The following is a 14895-nucleotide window of genomic DNA, read 5'->3' as shown; positions in this document are numbered from 1 at the left end:
CGACAGCCTTAACACTTGTTCGGATTCGCCCGCTGTGCTGGGTATGCGCCTTTCGCGCGCCCGATAAGCGGCGCGGCAGTTGGGAGTGAGCCGTTGAGGACGGATTTGGGGAAGGCGCGACTTACACGACGCGTGAAGACGATTAGGGGGACGCGCGCATGAACATCGTCGTCGCCCTTGGACTGATCATCACCTTCGCCACGGGCGTGCCGGTGCTGATGCAGATCCTCAAGAACCACCCGCGCGGACTGATCATCCTGTTCTTCGCCGAGATGTGGGAGCGTTTCTCCTACTACGGCATGCGCGGCATCCTAATCTTCTTCCTGACGCAACACTTCCTGTTCGACGACGCCATGGCGGGGTCGACCTACGGCTCCTACACCTCGCTGGTCTATCTGCTGCCCCTGCTGGGCGGCATCATGGCCGACCGCTTCATCGGTACGCGTAAGGCCGTCGCCTTCGGCGCCCTGCTGCTGGTCGCCGGTCACGGCATGATGGCCTTCGAAGGTCGTCCCGCGACCGAAACCCTGACCTATGCCGGTCAGACCTATCAGATCGACGCCGAAGGCCGCGGCGCGGCGCGTGAAGTGTCGATCGTCGTCAATGGCCAGAAATACGCCTTCGAGGCAGCCGAGAACGGCCTGGCGATCGAGGGCCTGCCCGCCGCGTCGCCGCTGCCGGCCGTGCTGCCGACCGGCGAATACAAGATCGACGCGACCCGCGACATGGCGGGCGTGAACGTCTTCTATTTGGCGGTGTCCTTCATCATCATGGGCGTCGGCTTCCTGAAGCCCAACATCTCGACCATCGTCGGACAGCTCTATCCGCAGGGCGATCCGCGGCGGGATTCCGGCTTCACGCTCTACTACTACGGCATCAATCTCGGCGCCTTCTGGGCGGCGGTGCTGTGCGGCCTTTTGGGTCAGACCGTCGGCTGGTGGGCAGGCTTTGGTCTGGCCGGCGTCGGCATGGCGCTGGGCTGGATCGTGTTCGTGCTGGGCAAACCCCTGCTGCAAGGCAAGGGCGAGCCTCCGGCCGAAGCCAATCTGAGCAAGCCGATGCTGGGTCCCATCAACCGCGAGTGGTCGATCTACCTGCTCAGCATCCTGGGCGTCGGCGTCGTCTGGTTCATGGTTCAGCGCAACGCCCTGGTGGGTTGGGTCTTGGGCGCCGCCACCGTCGCGTCGCTGCTGTTCATCCTCTACGTCATCGTCAAGGTTTGCGAGAACAAGGCGCAGCGTGAGCGGATGATGCTGGCCCTGGTGCTGATCTTCGGCTCGGTCGTCTTCTTCACCCTGTTCGAACAGGCCGGCACCTCGCTGAACCTGTTCGCCGACCGCAACGTCGATCTCAGCATCACCCCGCAGGCGTTCCAGCTGCTGGGCGTCACCGTCGGCACCCCGGCCCAGATCGCCGCCGCCGGTCTCAGCACATCGGGTCCTTGGATCGACGCCACCATCACGGCGGCCCAGACCCAGTCGTTCAATGCGGGCTTCATCCTGATCTTCGCACCGATCATGGCCGCGCTCTGGTCCTTCCTGGGCAAGCGCAACCTGGACCCCAACCCCACGCTGAAGTTCGGCCTCGGCCTGCTTCAGGTCGGACTGGGCTTCATGATCGTGGTGTGGGGCGCCGGCATGGCCAACTCGGCCTTCCAGATGCCGCTGCTGCTGCTGGGTCTGCTCTATCTGTTCCACACGACCGGCGAGCTCTTCCTGTCGCCGGTGGGCCTGTCGGAAATCACCAAACTGTCCGTCGCCAAGGTGGTCAGCTTCATGATGGCCGTCTGGTTCCTGGCCAGCTCCATCGCCCAATATGTCGGCGGCTGGATCGCCGGCCTGGCGGGCACGGAAACGGTGGGTGGCCAGGTGTTGAACCCGGCCCTTGCGCTGCAGACCTCGCTTGAAGTGTTCAAGCTGCTGGGCCTGTGGGGCATGGGCATCGGCGTGGCCTTCATCGTCGTCAGCCACTTCATCAAGGGCTGGTCGCACGGCGCCAACGACGGTGATGATCACCCTGGTCCTGTGCTGAACGATCGCGGTCAGGAAGACGGCAACGTCGCCCGTCCTGCGGCCTCGACGCCCAGCCACTGATCGACGCCTGATCAAGGAAAAGCCCCGGCGGAGCGATCCGCCGGGGCTTTTTGCTGCGTGAAGCGCGACCTTAGAAGGTCTTGCGGACCCGCAGGGAGACGAAGGTGCGCGGGTCGATGGAGCGCTCCTCGACGAAGGCGACGGTGCGCGGATTGCGCGTGGCGTAAACCGTGCGCTGCTGGGTGAAGTCGTCCCACAGGTTCAACTGGGCGCGCAGCGACAGGGTCGGGCTGGGCTTGTATTCGACAAAGGCCTCCAGATAGTCCGCGCCGCGCCAGGCGAAGGTCTGGTCGGGGTCATAGGTCGCCTGGCCCAGACGCGGCAGCCAGTTGATCCCCCACTGGGTCTTCCACGAGGGGATGTCCTGCTGGAAGCCGACATTGGCCTGGCTGGGACGCACACCCGAGATGCGGCGGTCCCCGCCTGTGGTCGGGTCGGTGACGCTGGTCTTGTTCCAGTCGTTTTGGAAGGTGAAGCGGGCGCCCGAAATCCCGACCTTGTCCAGCGGCACCACCACGTTCAGCGACAGCTGATCCAGCGTTCCGTCGCCGATGTTGCCGGTCGCCGACAGGCCGCCGGGCAAGGGCAGGCGGTCGATCACATCGATGATGCGGTCGTGGCGATAGCCGATCGAGACAACGCCCTCGCCCCAAAAGCGGCGCTCATAGGACAGCTCGGAAATCCAGCGCTGTTCCGGCTCCAGATCGACGTTGCCGCCGAACACCGTGCCGTCGCTCAGTTCAGCCGAGGCGGCGAAGTCGCCGAAGTCCAGCTGACCCAGCTCCCGTTCGAAGCGGAATCGCAGCTGGTTGTTCGCCATCGGCGTCCAGGTCGCCAGCAGGCGCGGCTTGGCGAAGAAGAAGCTCTTTTCCTGGTCCGCATCGCCCGACTGGCTGATGGTGGAGGCTTCCAGCCGCACGCCGCCTTCCAGCGTCAGTTTCGGATTGATCCGCCAGGTCGCCTTGCTGAAGGCTTCACCGCGCGTCTCCTCGACCTTGACCGAGGCGCTGGGCAGGGGCACGCCGACGCCGCCGATGCTGAAGGCCTGGTTCACGTCCAGCATATTATAGGCGATCTCGGCGCCGGCCTCGATCGTCAGGGCAGGCGAGCGTTCGTGACGCACCAGGGCGCGCAGGATGGATTCCGACGAGTCGCCGTTGGATTTGAACTGCTGCTCCGGCGCCGCCGTCCCGTTGAGTGTCTCGTTGCTGCCCGACACGCTGTCGAAGCTTGAGAACTCGTGGATCAGACGCGTCTCCAGGGTCCAGCGCGGGTTCAGGGTGCGGGTCCAGGTCAGGCCCAGTTCGCCGGAATCGCCGTCTTCGGCATAGTCGCTGCGCCGCAGGGAGGTGGGCGACGAAAGCTCGGTCCAGTTCTGATAGTCGTTCAGACCATAGCGGGCGGTGCCTTCCAGCTTTCCGCCGAACACCGGGCCGGTGTAGTTGCCGCGAATGCTCTGACCGCCGCCCCAGCCGTCGTTTTCAAAACGCTCGTCGCGGATGACGTCGCCGGCGGCATTGCGACGGATCGACCGGCCGACGCCGTTGGAATCGCTGGATCCCATGCCGTCCGACAGGGTCACGCCCCAGCTGCGATCGCCCTTGGTCTGCGTGAACTGATAGGAGCCGCCATAGATGTCATGGCCGCCTTCGAACAGCATGGCGTTCCAGGTCAGGATCGACTGGCGGCTGTCGGTCGTCTTCAGGATGACGTTCACGACGACGGAATAGCCCTGCATGTCGATGCCCGGCGCGCCGCCCCGGATCAGTTCGATACGCTCGACCTGATTGGCCAGGGTCCGGCCCAGGACGTTCGAACCGGAGTCGTTCTTTGAGGCGGGGCGGTTGTTGTTGATCAGCACATTGCCGACCGCCCCTTCAAAGCCGCGCGCGCCAGATCCGTTGTCGATGGAGAAGCCGGGGACGCGGTTGACCATGTCGAGCGCCGTATTGGGGCGCTGGGCGGCGAAGAAGTCCGGCGTGAAGACCAGCACGCCGCGCTGGCTGGCGTCGGTCAGGGGCGCCTGGCTGGTCGGGCCGGTCGGCACGGGGGCCTCGGCGACTTGGGGCTTGTCGCCGGCGAAAGCGGCGCTGGCGGTGAAAAGCAGGGCGGTGCTGGCCAGCAGCAGGGTCTTTGTCATTGGTCTTCCCCTCGGGTGTTGGCGAGAGGTGTGCCGATCCGGCGCGTTCATCTCCAGTTACAAGGCCGCAAGGTGGATTAAATCGACGACATCATTACAGCGATTTCATTACACCAGCGACAGTAATGAAGTTTACAGCGATGTAATGATCAGACGCTCTTCTTCTCTATTGCTTCTACTTGCCGCGATGGCGCTGACGACCGCGCCTGCCGTCGCGCAGGATGCGCCTTCGGACGCCGTAGAGGATATCGTCGTCACCGCCCGCCGGATCGAGGCGCCGATGTGGGAGGTGCGGCGCGGCGACAGCGTCCTGATCCTGGTCGGGTCGATCGACGGTTTGCCAAGAAAGATGGAGTGGCGCACCGACGCGCTCATCTCTGCGGTTGATCGTGCGGACCGCGTTCTGTTTCCGGTCGAGGGGCGGGCGTCGCTGGCCGATGTGGGCCGGCTGATCTGGCGGTTTCGGACGCTGACCCGTTTGCCGAACGGGCGCACCAGCGCCGACTATCTGTCCCCGGACCTTGAGGCCCGGGTCGAACGCCTGACAGGCGAAGGCCCGACCCGCGACAGCATGCTGATCCTGTCGGGCGATCTGATGGAACTGGGCGGCTACAGCAGCGGAGGGCGTCCGGTGTCCGGCCTGGTCCGTCAGGCGACGCGCGCCAATCGCACGCCCGCTGAGCCCGTGGGCATCTTCAGGGGGGACGAACTGATCGAAAAGGTTCTGACGACGCCGCCGGAACGCTATCTCGACTGCATCGACGCCGCGGCGACAGCGGCGGAAGCCGGGGTCGAGGCGGGCGCGCAACGTGCGGAGAACTGGCGTCTTCGCCGGATCCCGGCGGTGTTGGACTCGCCCCTGGAAAAAGCGGCGACGGCCTGTTCCTACTGGTCGGTGATGGCCCAGGCGGACGATCTGCGTCGGATATGGAACACGGCGGCGGACAAGGCGCTGGCAGAGGACGGCGTCACCGTCGCCATCGCGCCTTTGCGGCTATTGGCCGAGCTGAACGGCGTATTGGATCGGCTGGAGGCGGAGGGGCTGGAACCGATCGGTCCCGAATGGCGCCCCTCCGCCTCCGCGCAATCGGCGCGGTAGAGCTTACTTGCGTTCCGGAACGGCGTCGCGGGCGGCTTCGCCGATGTTGTCGGCGGCGTTGCCGACGCTCTCGGCGGCGCCGGCGATGGCGTTGTCCTTCACCGCGTCGCTGCGGTTCATGTTCATCAGGAAGTAGCCGATCACCAGAACGGCCAGCAGGCCGACGATCAGGGCGACAATGGCGCCCATGCCGCTGCCGCGACGCTCGACGACGGTGGTGGGCGCCGCGCTGGTTTCAGTGATGCGTTCAACCCGGCCGTCGGGATGTTGGACTTCGCGTTCGGTAGGCATGGTGTTTCCTCTCCAGTGTGGCGGGGAAACACCCTTTGCAGCGATACGGTTCCGCTCGCTCAGACGGCGGTGCCGCCGACCGTCAGGCCGCCGATCTTGAGGCTAGGCTGGCCGATGCCGACGGGCACGCCCTGTCCGGCCTTGCCGCAGACGCCGACGCCCGGATCGAAGGCGAAGTCGTCGCCGACCATCTGGATCTTGGTCAGGGCCGTGGCCCCGTCGCCGATCAGGGTCGCGCCGCGCACCGGGGCCGTGATCACCCCGTCCTCGATCAGATAGGCCTCGTTGCACTGGAACACGAACTTGCCGTTGGTGATGTCCACCTGACCGCCCGAGAAGTTGGCGGCGTAGAGGCCGCGCTTCGTATTGGCGATCATGTCGGCCTTGGAATCCCGGCCGCCCTCCATGAAGGTGTTGGTCATGCGCGGCATGGGCATGTGGGCGAAGGACTGGCGCCGGCCATTGCCGGTCGCGGCGACGCCCAGCTGACGCGCCGACAGCCGGTCGTGCATCAACCCGACCATGATTCCGTCCTCGATCAGGACCGTGCGCGAGGTGGGCGTGCCCTCGTCATCGACCGACAGCGAACCGCGCCGTCCGGCGATCGAGCCGTCATCGACCACGGTGACGCCGGGGGCGGCGACGCGCTGGCCCATCATTCCGTTGAAGACCGACGAGCCCTTGCGGTGGAAGTCGCCCTCGAAGCCGTGGCCGATGGCCTCGTGCAGCAGCACGCCGGGCCACCCGGCGCCCAGGACCACGTCCATCTCGCCCGCCGGGCAATCGACGGCGTCCAGATTGACAAGGGCCTGACGCAAGGCCTCGTCGACCTGGGCCTGCCAGCGTTCGGGCGCGACCCAGGCCTCGAACCCTGCCCGGCCGCCGGCGCCGGACGAAGCGCTCTCGCGACGGCCGTTCTGTTCGACGGTGACCGAGACGTTCAGCCGGACGAGGGGACGGACATCGCGCACGGCCCGTTCGTCGGCGCGCAGGATTTCGATGGCCCGACGTTCGCCGATCAGAGAGGCGGACACCTGAACCACACGCGGATCACGGGCACGCGCCCAGGCGTCGATCTCGGCCAGCAAGGCGATCTTGTCGGAGAAGACGGGCGAGGCGAGGGGATCGACCTCGCCATACAGTTTCTGATTGGTGGCGCGGGGGCCTTCGGCGACCCGGGCCTCATGCCCCTGTTTGGCCAAGGCCGCGCTGTCGGCGGCGCGACGCAGGGCGGCGGTCGAGATCTCGTTGGCGTGGGCATAGCCGGCCGTCTCGCCCGCCACGACCCGCAGGCCGAAGCCCTCGGTGGCGTCATAGGCGGCGGACTTCAGCCGGCCGTCGTCGAACACCAGGCTCTCGCTCTCGGACCGCTCCAGGAACAGTTCGCCGTCGTCGGCGCCGGCCAAGGCCGTCTTCAGGATCGACAGGGCTTCATCGGTGTCGACGCCGGCGGCGTCGAGGATGGGCGGCGGGGAGGCGTGAACGGTCATGGCCTGTAGGTAGGGGCTGAAGGCCGTTTCGTCACCTGCCCCGGCGCGCGAAACCGCCGATCAGTCCAGCGGCTGAGGCCGCGTCACCACCGGACCGTCGGGATCGCTGCTCGACGGGCGTGCCGCGGTCGGGGCGGGCGTCGGGGCCGTCGGCACGATCACCAGCGGCTCGGTCGTGACCGTCGGCGCCGGCGTGGACGGCGCCGGGGTGGTGGTCGTGGGCGCACGCGTCGTCGGTTGCGGGGCGGCGGCGGGCGTCTGGGCCGGGGTGTGCGTGCGGGGGGCGGCCGTCGTTGAACGCGGCGTCGTCGTTGCCGGCGTGGAAGCGGCAGGCGCGGGGGGCGTCGTTGTGGTCGTCGAGGCGGGAGCGGGCTGTTCGGTCGCGACGACAGGGGCGGCGTCGGCAGGAATCGTATCGGCCGGCGGGGCGGTCAGAGGCGCATCAGCGGCGACGGCGGGCGTGGGTGTCGCCGGGGTCGAGGCGGGACGCATCGCGAACCACAGGCCCCCTCCGGCGATCAGCAGGGCGACCGCCCCGACCCCGACATAGAGCGGCAGGCGCGAGGCCTTGGCGGGGGCACGGGCGAAGCTGGGCGTGATCGGCGCAGCGGCAGGCGCGATGGCGGGTCTGGTCGCGACCGCTGGGGCGGCGGCGACGGGTTCGGCCGCGACAGATTTCGGCGCGGGGGCCGGCGTCGTCTCGAGCGCGGGCAGGGGGCGCACGGTCAGATCGGGTTGAACGGCCGGCGCCGGCTGCGGCCTGGGCTGCGGCGGCGTCGGAGCCTGGGGTTGGGGCTGGGCTTGGGCCGGGCGCGCCGTCGGGATCAGCGAACCGCCCAGAATGCTCGCCCCCTGCGGACGGGGCGCGGGACGCGGCGCCGGATTGGCGGGCGTCGTCTGACCCTTGGCCGGCGCGACGCCGGAGGCCAGGCTCTGGGTGTGGATTGAGGCCTGCTGCTGTTGCGCCGTGGGCTTGCGCGGCGGCGGATTGGGAATGCGGTCCAGCGGATTGGGCGCGACCGGCACCGGTCCGACGTGGAAGGTCGTCGCGGGCATACGCCCCCAGGTCACCGGCTTGCGGGCGAAGGGCTGGGGCGGGGTCTTCTGGTCGTCGGACATGGTCTTCTCAATCGCTGGCGATCTGGCCCGTTTCGTGACGGATCAGTTCTTGAGCCGGTAGCCGGTCTTGAACATCCACATGACGATGCCCAGGCAGACGGCGAAGAAGGTCAGGGTGGCGGCGACGCTGACGCCGATGGCCACATCGCCTTGACCATAGAAGGCCCAGCGGAAGCCCGAGATCAGATAGACCACCGGGTTGAACAGGGTCACCGTGCGCCAGCCGTCCGGCAGCATGTCGATGGAGTAGAAGGCGCCGCCCAGGAAGGTCAGGGGCGTCACGACAAGCATCGGGATCATCTGAAGCTGCTCGAACCCATTGGCCCAGACGCCGATGATGAAGCCGAACAGGCTGAAGGTCACCGAGATCAGGATCAGGAAGGCCATCATCCAGATCGGATGCAGGATCTGCAACGGCACGAAGAAGGCCGCCGTCGCCAGAATGATCAGCCCCAGCACCGCCGACTTGGTCGCCGCCGCGCCGACATAGGCCAGCACGATCTCCAGCGACGACACCGGCGCCGACAGGATCTCGTAGATGGTCCCCGTGAACTTGGGGAAGTAAATGCCGAACGAGGCGTTGAAGATCGACTGTGTGAACAGGCTGAGCATGATCAGTCCCGGCACGATGAAGGCGCCGTAGGCTACGCCGTCCACCTGTTGCATCCGGCTGCCGATCGCGCCGCCAAAGACGACGAAATAAAGCGCCGTGGTGATGACCGGCGTGACCACGCTCTGCCACAGGGTGCGCAGCGCACGCGCCATCTCGAAGCGATAGATGGCCCAGACGCCGTATCCGTTGAAGGTCATGCCGCGGCTCCGTTCTGGTGGACCAGGCTGACGAAGATGTCTTCCAGCGAGCTCTGGCGGGTGTTCAAGTCCTTGAAGCCGATGTTCAGCGCCTCAAGCCGGCGGATCAGCGACGGCACGCCCGTGTCGTCGGCGTTGGCGTCGAAACTGTATTCCAACTCGCCCCCCTCGTTCTTCAGCGTCAGGTCCCAGTCGGACAGGTCGGCGGGCAGGGCGGCCAACGGCTCGATCAGGTTCAGCGTCAGGGTCTTCTTGCCCAGCTTCTTCATCAGGGCCGACTTCTCCTCGACCAGGATCAGCTCGCCCTTCAGGATCACGCCCACCCTGTCGGCCATCTCCTCGGCCTCCTCGATGTAGTGGGTGGTCAGGATGATGGTGACGCCGCGCTCGCGCAGCTTCCTGACCATGGCCCACATGTCGCGGCGCAGCTCGACATCGACCCCGGCGGTCGGCTCGTCCAGGAACAGGATGTCCGGCTCGTGGCTCAGGGCCTTGGCGATCATCACCCGCCGCTTCATCCCGCCCGACAGCGTCATGATCTTGGCGTCGCGCTTGTCCCACAGCGACAGGTCCTTCAGCACGCCCTCGACGAAGGCGGGGTTCGGCGCCTTGCCGAACAGGCCCCGACTGAAGGTGACGGTGGCCAGCACGGTCTCGAAGGCGTCGGTGGTCAGCTCCTGCGGCACCAGACCGATCTTGGTGCGGGCGGCGCGGAAATCGGACTGGATGTCATGGCCGTCGGCGACCACCGTCCCGGTCGTGGGGGTGACGATGCCGCAGACGATGGAGATCAACGTGGTCTTGCCCGCGCCGTTCGGGCCCAGCAGGGCGAAAATCTCGCCCTTGTCGATCGTCAGGTCGATGCGCTTCAGCGCCTGATGCCCCGACTTGTAGGTCTTGGTCAGGCCGTCGATCTCGATTACGGGCATGGGCTTTCCTTTCCGGCGCGCGCGGCGGCGCGGGCCGGGTGTGGCGGCAATATGGCGTGGCTGACGCCTGACTCAAGTGGCGGCGCCGCTCAAGAGACGCCAAGTCGTTGTTAACCCGATTGTCGCACGGTGCTGGCTTGAGTTGAGTTTTGGCAGGAGCTTTCGTGCCGTCCCTGTCCGCCGCCCACAACGCCGCTCTGACGGCGATCGTCGAGGCCTGCCCCGACGCATCGCTGGGGATGCTGGGCGCGGCTGTGGCGGCGCTGAAGGGCGACAAGGCGCTCGAACTGTCGAACATCGTGGCCGCAGAGGCGCGCGATCGCGCCCGTCGCGGCACGGCCTTCGCGCCCCTGCTGCCGCTGTTTCAGCCGCGCGCCGACGGCGTGCCGGCCCTGGTCTTTCCGCCTCGGGTCCTGAAACGGGTCTGGCGCGAGGCGGTGCAAGGCGAGGAAGACTTCCTGCCGCTGCTGGACGGGGCCGTCGCCGTGGACGGCGAATGGACCCTGGCCGCCGATCGGCTGTGCGCCAAGGCGGCCGCCGTGCTGCGCGACCGGCCGCGCGACGTCTGGCCCGAGTTTCAGCGCCCCGCCGACGACCAGCCCCCATCCACCCCGGTCGAACTGGCCGGCTGCTTCGACCTGACGCCTCTGGCCCGCAGCGCCCTGCCGCGCCTGCCCGTCTGGCTGGAACGCCCCGACGACAACCAACTGGCGGGACTGAGGCTGCTGATCCAGGACTGTCTGGCGATGTCGCCCGACGGCGGGCGACGCATGATCGACATCCTGTTCGCCCATGTGGCGGACGCCGAGCGGATGCTGCGGGTCGTGACGCGGACCAGCCGCCTCGCCGACCGTGAAATCACCCTCAGCCATTCCGAGATGGGCGTCTTCGTCGAGCGGCTGCTCACCTCCGTTCAGGCGCGGGTGCAGAAGATCGCCGGCGTGGTCCGTTCGTCGCTGGGCGAGACCGCGATGCTGGGCGTGGTGGACGACGTCAACTGGTGCGCGGGCGTGCTGGCCGAGATGGACCTCAGCCTGCAGGTGCGGCCCGATTCCAGCTGGGGCAAGGCGGCGCGGATGGCGCGGGTCCAGGTGTCGGGCCAGCTTTCCGGCCTGATGAAGTCCGCCTCCAGCGCCGTCCACGCCGCCTTGCCGATGAAGCGTCAGGTCATCACCGGCCGCATGACGCGGATGTCGCCGTGGCTGGAGGCGCCGGCCGAGGGCGAACCGATCGAGGCGGCGGCGGCCCTGCTGGCGGCGGTGGCGGCCCTGCGCGGTGCGGCCGTCACCTTCGGCTGCGAAGCCAATCGCTCGGGATTGAGGGCCGACCTGACGGACTATCTCTCCACCTGGTCCGACGAGGCGCTGAACAGTCTGTCGGACGGCGAGGCCGAAAATCCCGACCATGTGTTGCGCCTGATCGGGGTCGCGGCGCGGTTCCTGACCGTGATCGAGGCGCTGGAGGCGGCGCGCGCGGTCCGGCGACGCGCGGCCTCGGCGGAAATGGCGCGGCTGGGCTGAAACGACGCCTCGCCCGACGTTCGCGGATGGGTTAGACGGCGAGGATGATCGTCTTCTGGATAATGACGGGACTGGCGGCGGCTCTGGCCGCCCTGCTGGTGCTGACCGGCGCGCGACGCGGCGCCGATCCGGCGGCCGGCGCCGAAACCCAGGCCGGCTCGCGCGAGATCGAGGAGCTGGATCGGCTGAAGGCGCGCGGCCTGCTGGACGAGGCGGCCTATGCGGGCGCACGCGCCGAGGCGGGGCGGCGCCTTCTCGCCGTTTCGGCGACCACGACCCCGGCAGCCGGCGCTCGCGATCGGTTCTGGGTGCTGGGCGGGATCGGCGTGACCGTCGCGGCCGCCCTGGGCCTCTATGTTTTCACCGGCTCGCCCGGCTTGCCGGATCAGGTCTATGAGCGACGCGTCGACGATTGGGCGGCCAATCTGGATCGGCTGGAGCCGGCGCAACTGGCGGCGGTGACCGCCCGGGTCGTTCAGGAACGGCCCAAGGACCGGCAGGCGCTGGCCATGCTGGGCGCGGCCCGCTTCGCCGCCGGCGATCCGCTGGGCGCCGCCTCCGCCTTTCGCCGCCTGATCGCCCTGGACCCCCGTGACGCCCAGGCCTGGGCGCGGCTGGGCGAGAGCCTTGTCGTCGCCAACGACAACCAGATCGGCGGCGACGCCGAGGCCGCCTTCCGCGAGGCCTTGAAACTGGACCCCGACCAACTCGGCGCGCGCTTCTTCCTAGGCGAGGCCGCGCTGCGGCGGGGCGACGCCGCCGGGGCGCGCACCCTGTGGACGCCCCTGATCGCCGCGCTCGACCCGGCCGATCCGCGCCGTCTGGATCTGGAACGCCGACTGCCTAAGGGCGGCGCGCAATGACGCGTTGGTCCTGCGCGACGACGGCGGTATATGCCGCGCGTCCGTCCCTGAAATCCGGAATGTCCGTCGCATGAGCTGGCTGCCCAAATCGCCTAAGGCGCGTCGCCGCCTGTGGGTCGTCGCCGCCGTGGCGCCGATCCTGGCGCTGGCGGTCGGCCTGTCGTTATGGGCGATGCAGGACAGCGTGACCTTCTTCTATTCGCCGTCCGAGGCCACCGCCGACAAGGCGCCGGAGGGCCGCAACATCCGCCTGGGCGGTCTGGTCGAGGCCGGCAGCGTGCAAAAGACCGGCGACGGCGTGGTCGCCTTCGTCGTCACCGACAACGCCGCCACGACCCGCGTCGTCTATCACGGCGACCTGCCCGACCTGTTCCGCGAAGGGCAGGGGATTGTGGCGCAAGGGGCCTTCGGCGCCGACCGCACCTTCCACGCCAGCCAGGTCCTGGCCAAGCACGACGAGAACTATATGCCCCGCGAGGTCGCCGACCGTCTGAAGGAAAAGGGCGAGTGGCGGCCTGAGACGGCGCCGGCCGCGACCAAGTCCGTTCCCCTATGATCGCCGAGCTTGGGGCCTTCGCCCTGGCGCTGGCGCTGGCGCTGTCGATCCTGCAGACGGGGCTTTCGGCGGGCGGACGCGCGCGTCGCAGCCCGGTCCTGGCCGGGGCCGCCCAGGGCGCGGCATTGGCGGCGGCGGCGGCGGTCGCGCTCAGTTTCGCAGCCCTGATCTACGCCTTCGTCGTCTCCGACTTTTCGGTCTCCAACGTCGCGGCCAACAGCCACACCGACAAGCCGATGCTCTATAAGGTCGCCGGCGCCTGGGGCAGCCACGAGGGCTCGCTTCTGCTGTGGTGTCTGGTGCTGACCGTCTTCGGCGGGGCGCTGGCGCGGGCGCGCGGCCTGCCTTTCGGGCTGAAGGCCTCGGCCGTGGCCGTGCAGGGCGCGCTGGGGTCGCTGTTCCTCGCTTTCGCCGTCTTAACCTCCAGCCCCTTCACCCGCCTGGACCCCGCGCCGTTCCAGGGCGCGTCGCTGAACCCGCTGTTGCAGGATCCGGCGTTGGCCGTGCATCCGCCGCTGCTCTACGCCGGCTATGTCGGGTTCTCGGTCTGCTTCTCCCTGGCCGTCGCGGCCTTGATCGAGGGGCGGGCGCAGACCGCCTTCTGGCCGGCCTGGGGGCGCTGGGTCCGACCCTGGGCGCTGGCCAGCTGGGCCTTCCTGACCGTCGGCATCACCCTGGGCTCCTTCTGGGCCTATTATGAACTGGGCTGGGGCGGCTGGTGGTTCTGGGACCCGGTCGAGAACGCCTCGTTCATGCCCTGGCTTGCGGGCGCGGCCCTGTTGCACAGCGCGGTCGTGACCGAGAGGCGCGGCGCGCTGGCGGGCTGGACCGTGTTTCTGGCCCTGCTGGCCTTCACCTTCTCGATGCTGGGCGCCCTTCTGGTGCGGTCGGGCGTGCTGACATCCGTCCACGCCTTCGCCGTCGATCCCCAGCGCGGGCTGATGCTGCTGGCCATTCTCGGCGTCACGGCCGGCGCCGCCTTCGCCCTGTTCGCCTGGCGCGCGCCGCAGCTGAAAGGCGGGGGCCTGTTCGCGCCGGTCAGCCGCGAGGGGGCGCTGGTCCTGAACAATCTGTTCCTGACGGCGGCGGCCGCGACCGTCTTGCTGGGCACCCTCTATCCGCTGATTTTGGAAGCGGCGTCCGGCGCGACCATCTCGGTCGGCCCGCCCTATTTCGCCGCCACCTTTACCCCGCTGATGATGGTCGCCTTCCTGATCCTGCCAGCCGGCCCGCTGCTGGCCTGGAAGCGGGGCGATCTGCCCGGCGCGATGCAGCGTCTGGCCGTCGTGGCGGGTCTGGCGATCCTCGGCGCCCTGGCGGCCTACGCCCTGTGGGAGCCCAGGAAGGCCTTCGCCGCCGCCTGCATCGGCCTGGGTCTGTGGCTGATCCTGGGATCGCTGTCGGAAGTCGCCGAACGCGCCCGCCTGTTCCGCGCCTCGATGGCCGAGACGCTGCGCCGACTGAAAGGGCTGCCGCTGGGCGCCTGGGGCATGACCCTGGCGCATCTGGGTCTGGGCGTCTTCATTCTTGGGGCGGTAGTCGAGACGGGTTTCAAAGCCGAGGCCGCCCGCGCCGTCTCGCTGGGTCAGAGCGTGTCCGCCGGCCCCTGGACGGTGACCCTGGACGACGTGCGCGTCGTCGAGGGGCCGAACTATCTGGCCGAGCAGGGCCGACTGACCGTGCGCGCCACGAACGATCAGGGCCGCGCCAGCACCGTGACGGCCGAGCGCCGCTTCTTCCCTGCCGGCGGTCAGACCACGACCGAGGTCGGGCTCGATTTCCGGGGACTGGACGACGTCTATGTCGTGATCGGCGAACGGGCGGGCAGTCCCGAACAGCCGGCCTGGGTCGTGCGTCTTTACTGGAATCCCTGGGCGCGACTGATCTTTCTGGGGCCGATGATCATGGCGCTGGGCGGGGTGCTGTCGCTGCTGGATCGTCGTCTCAGGCTCGGGATCGGCGCACGCCGGCGCAAGACCGCATGA

General features: G+C 68.3%; 12 protein-coding genes. 6 read left to right on the top strand and 6 right to left on the bottom strand.

Going from position 1 to position 14895, the window contains the following annotated elements; all coding sequences use genetic code 11:
• Positions 1-158: 158 nt before the first annotated feature.
• Positions 159-2093, top strand: coding sequence for a peptide MFS transporter (locus tag ABIB58_RS07355; RefSeq protein WP_045809443.1), 1935 nt, complete (start codon positions 159-161; stop codon positions 2091-2093).
• A gap of 70 nt (positions 2094-2163) precedes the next feature.
• On the opposite strand, the gene ABIB58_RS07350 is transcribed toward ABIB58_RS07355, so the two are convergent.
• Positions 2164-4233 (bottom strand): TonB-dependent receptor plug domain-containing protein, encoded by a 2070-nt coding sequence (locus tag ABIB58_RS07350; RefSeq protein ID WP_354040021.1) that lies wholly within the window; start codon positions 4231-4233, stop codon positions 2164-2166.
• A gap of 187 nt (positions 4234-4420) precedes the next feature.
• Between ABIB58_RS07350 and ABIB58_RS07345 the strand changes: the two genes are divergently transcribed.
• On the top strand, positions 4421-5332 hold the full coding sequence (locus tag ABIB58_RS07345) for a TraB/GumN family protein (RefSeq protein ID WP_045809441.1): 912 nt from the start codon (positions 4421-4423) through the stop codon (positions 5330-5332).
• Positions 5333-5335: 3 nt separating this feature from the next.
• Here the strand turns inward: ABIB58_RS07345 and ABIB58_RS07340 are convergent, their stop codons facing one another.
• The 5 genes from ABIB58_RS07340 to ABIB58_RS07320 are packed head-to-tail and all read right to left on the bottom strand — an operon-like array spanning position 5336 to position 9971.
• Positions 5336-5623: a hypothetical protein gene (locus tag ABIB58_RS07340; protein ID WP_045809440.1), complete on the bottom strand. Its 288-nt coding sequence runs from the start codon at positions 5621-5623 to the stop codon at positions 5336-5338.
• A gap of 59 nt (positions 5624-5682) precedes the next feature.
• Positions 5683-7113 (bottom strand): metalloprotease TldD, encoded by a 1431-nt coding sequence (gene tldD / locus ABIB58_RS07335; RefSeq protein ID WP_045809439.1) that lies wholly within the window; start codon positions 7111-7113, stop codon positions 5683-5685.
• Positions 7114-7173: 60 nt separating this feature from the next.
• Positions 7174-8232, bottom strand: a complete 1059-nt coding sequence (locus ABIB58_RS07330; protein WP_354040018.1) for a flagellar basal body-associated FliL family protein — start codon at positions 8230-8232, stop codon at positions 7174-7176.
• Positions 8233-8274: 42 nt separating this feature from the next.
• Positions 8275-9042, bottom strand: a complete 768-nt coding sequence (locus ABIB58_RS07325; protein ID WP_354040016.1) for an ABC transporter permease — start codon at positions 9040-9042, stop codon at positions 8275-8277.
• Positions 9039-9971 (bottom strand): ABC transporter ATP-binding protein, encoded by a 933-nt coding sequence (locus tag ABIB58_RS07320; RefSeq protein ID WP_354040014.1) that lies wholly within the window; start codon positions 9969-9971, stop codon positions 9039-9041. Before ABIB58_RS07320 ends, ABIB58_RS07325 begins: the two co-directional genes overlap by 4 nt.
• 164 nt (positions 9972-10135) lie before the next feature.
• On the opposite strand from ABIB58_RS07320, the gene ABIB58_RS07315 reads away from it, so the two are divergent.
• The 4 genes from ABIB58_RS07315 to ABIB58_RS07300 all read left to right on the top strand — a co-directional run bounded on the left by ABIB58_RS07315 (position 10136) and on the right by ABIB58_RS07300 (position 14895).
• The gene (locus ABIB58_RS07315) at positions 10136-11491 is read left to right on the top strand and encodes a hypothetical protein (protein ID WP_354040012.1); all 1356 of its coding nucleotides are present in this window, start codon (positions 10136-10138) and stop codon (positions 11489-11491) included.
• Between the two features lie 44 nt (positions 11492-11535).
• Positions 11536-12354 (top strand): c-type cytochrome biogenesis protein CcmI, encoded by an 819-nt coding sequence (gene ccmI / locus ABIB58_RS07310; protein ID WP_354040010.1) that lies wholly within the window; start codon positions 11536-11538, stop codon positions 12352-12354.
• A 70-nt stretch (positions 12355-12424) separates the two neighbouring features.
• Complete coding sequence (gene ccmE, locus ABIB58_RS07305; protein WP_066552566.1) at positions 12425-12910, top strand: cytochrome c maturation protein CcmE; 486 nt, start codon at positions 12425-12427, stop codon at positions 12908-12910.
• Positions 12907-14895, top strand: coding sequence for a heme lyase CcmF/NrfE family subunit (locus tag ABIB58_RS07300; protein WP_354040007.1), 1989 nt, complete (start codon positions 12907-12909; stop codon positions 14893-14895). Before ccmE ends, ABIB58_RS07300 begins: the two co-directional genes overlap by 4 nt.

The sequence above is a fragment of the Brevundimonas sp. UYEF29 genome (assembly GCF_040546195.1).
GTDB classification, from domain to species: Bacteria; Pseudomonadota; Alphaproteobacteria; order Caulobacterales; family Caulobacteraceae; genus Brevundimonas; species Brevundimonas huaxiensis.
Note: the sequence above shows the minus strand (reverse complement) of the source record. Positions and strands in the feature narration are given on the sequence as shown.

What these genes read in the sequence shown, in the direction of transcription:
- ABIB58_RS07355 (WP_045809443.1), top strand. Translation starts at nt 159, where the DNA reads ATGAACATCGTCGTCGCCCTTGGACTGATCATCACCTTCGCCACGGGC.
- ABIB58_RS07350 (WP_354040021.1), bottom strand. Translation starts at nt 4,233, where the DNA reads ATGACAAAGACCCTGCTGCTGGCCAGCACCGCCCTGCTTTTCACCGCC.
- ABIB58_RS07345 (WP_045809441.1), top strand. Translation starts at nt 4,421, where the DNA reads ATGGCGCTGACGACCGCGCCTGCCGTCGCGCAGGATGCGCCTTCGGAC.
- ABIB58_RS07340 (WP_045809440.1), bottom strand. Translation starts at nt 5,623, where the DNA reads ATGCCTACCGAACGCGAAGTCCAACATCCCGACGGCCGGGTTGAACGC.
- tldD (WP_045809439.1), bottom strand. Translation starts at nt 7,113, where the DNA reads ATGACCGTTCACGCCTCCCCGCCGCCCATCCTCGACGCCGCCGGCGTC.
- ABIB58_RS07330 (WP_354040018.1), bottom strand. Translation starts at nt 8,232, where the DNA reads ATGTCCGACGACCAGAAGACCCCGCCCCAGCCCTTCGCCCGCAAGCCG.
- ABIB58_RS07325 (WP_354040016.1), bottom strand. Translation starts at nt 9,042, where the DNA reads ATGACCTTCAACGGATACGGCGTCTGGGCCATCTATCGCTTCGAGATG.
- ABIB58_RS07320 (WP_354040014.1), bottom strand. Translation starts at nt 9,971, where the DNA reads ATGCCCGTAATCGAGATCGACGGCCTGACCAAGACCTACAAGTCGGGG.
- ccmI (WP_354040010.1), top strand. Translation starts at nt 11,536, where the DNA reads ATGATCGTCTTCTGGATAATGACGGGACTGGCGGCGGCTCTGGCCGCC.
- ccmE (WP_066552566.1), top strand. Translation starts at nt 12,425, where the DNA reads ATGAGCTGGCTGCCCAAATCGCCTAAGGCGCGTCGCCGCCTGTGGGTC.
- ABIB58_RS07300 (WP_354040007.1), top strand. Translation starts at nt 12,907, where the DNA reads ATGATCGCCGAGCTTGGGGCCTTCGCCCTGGCGCTGGCGCTGGCGCTG.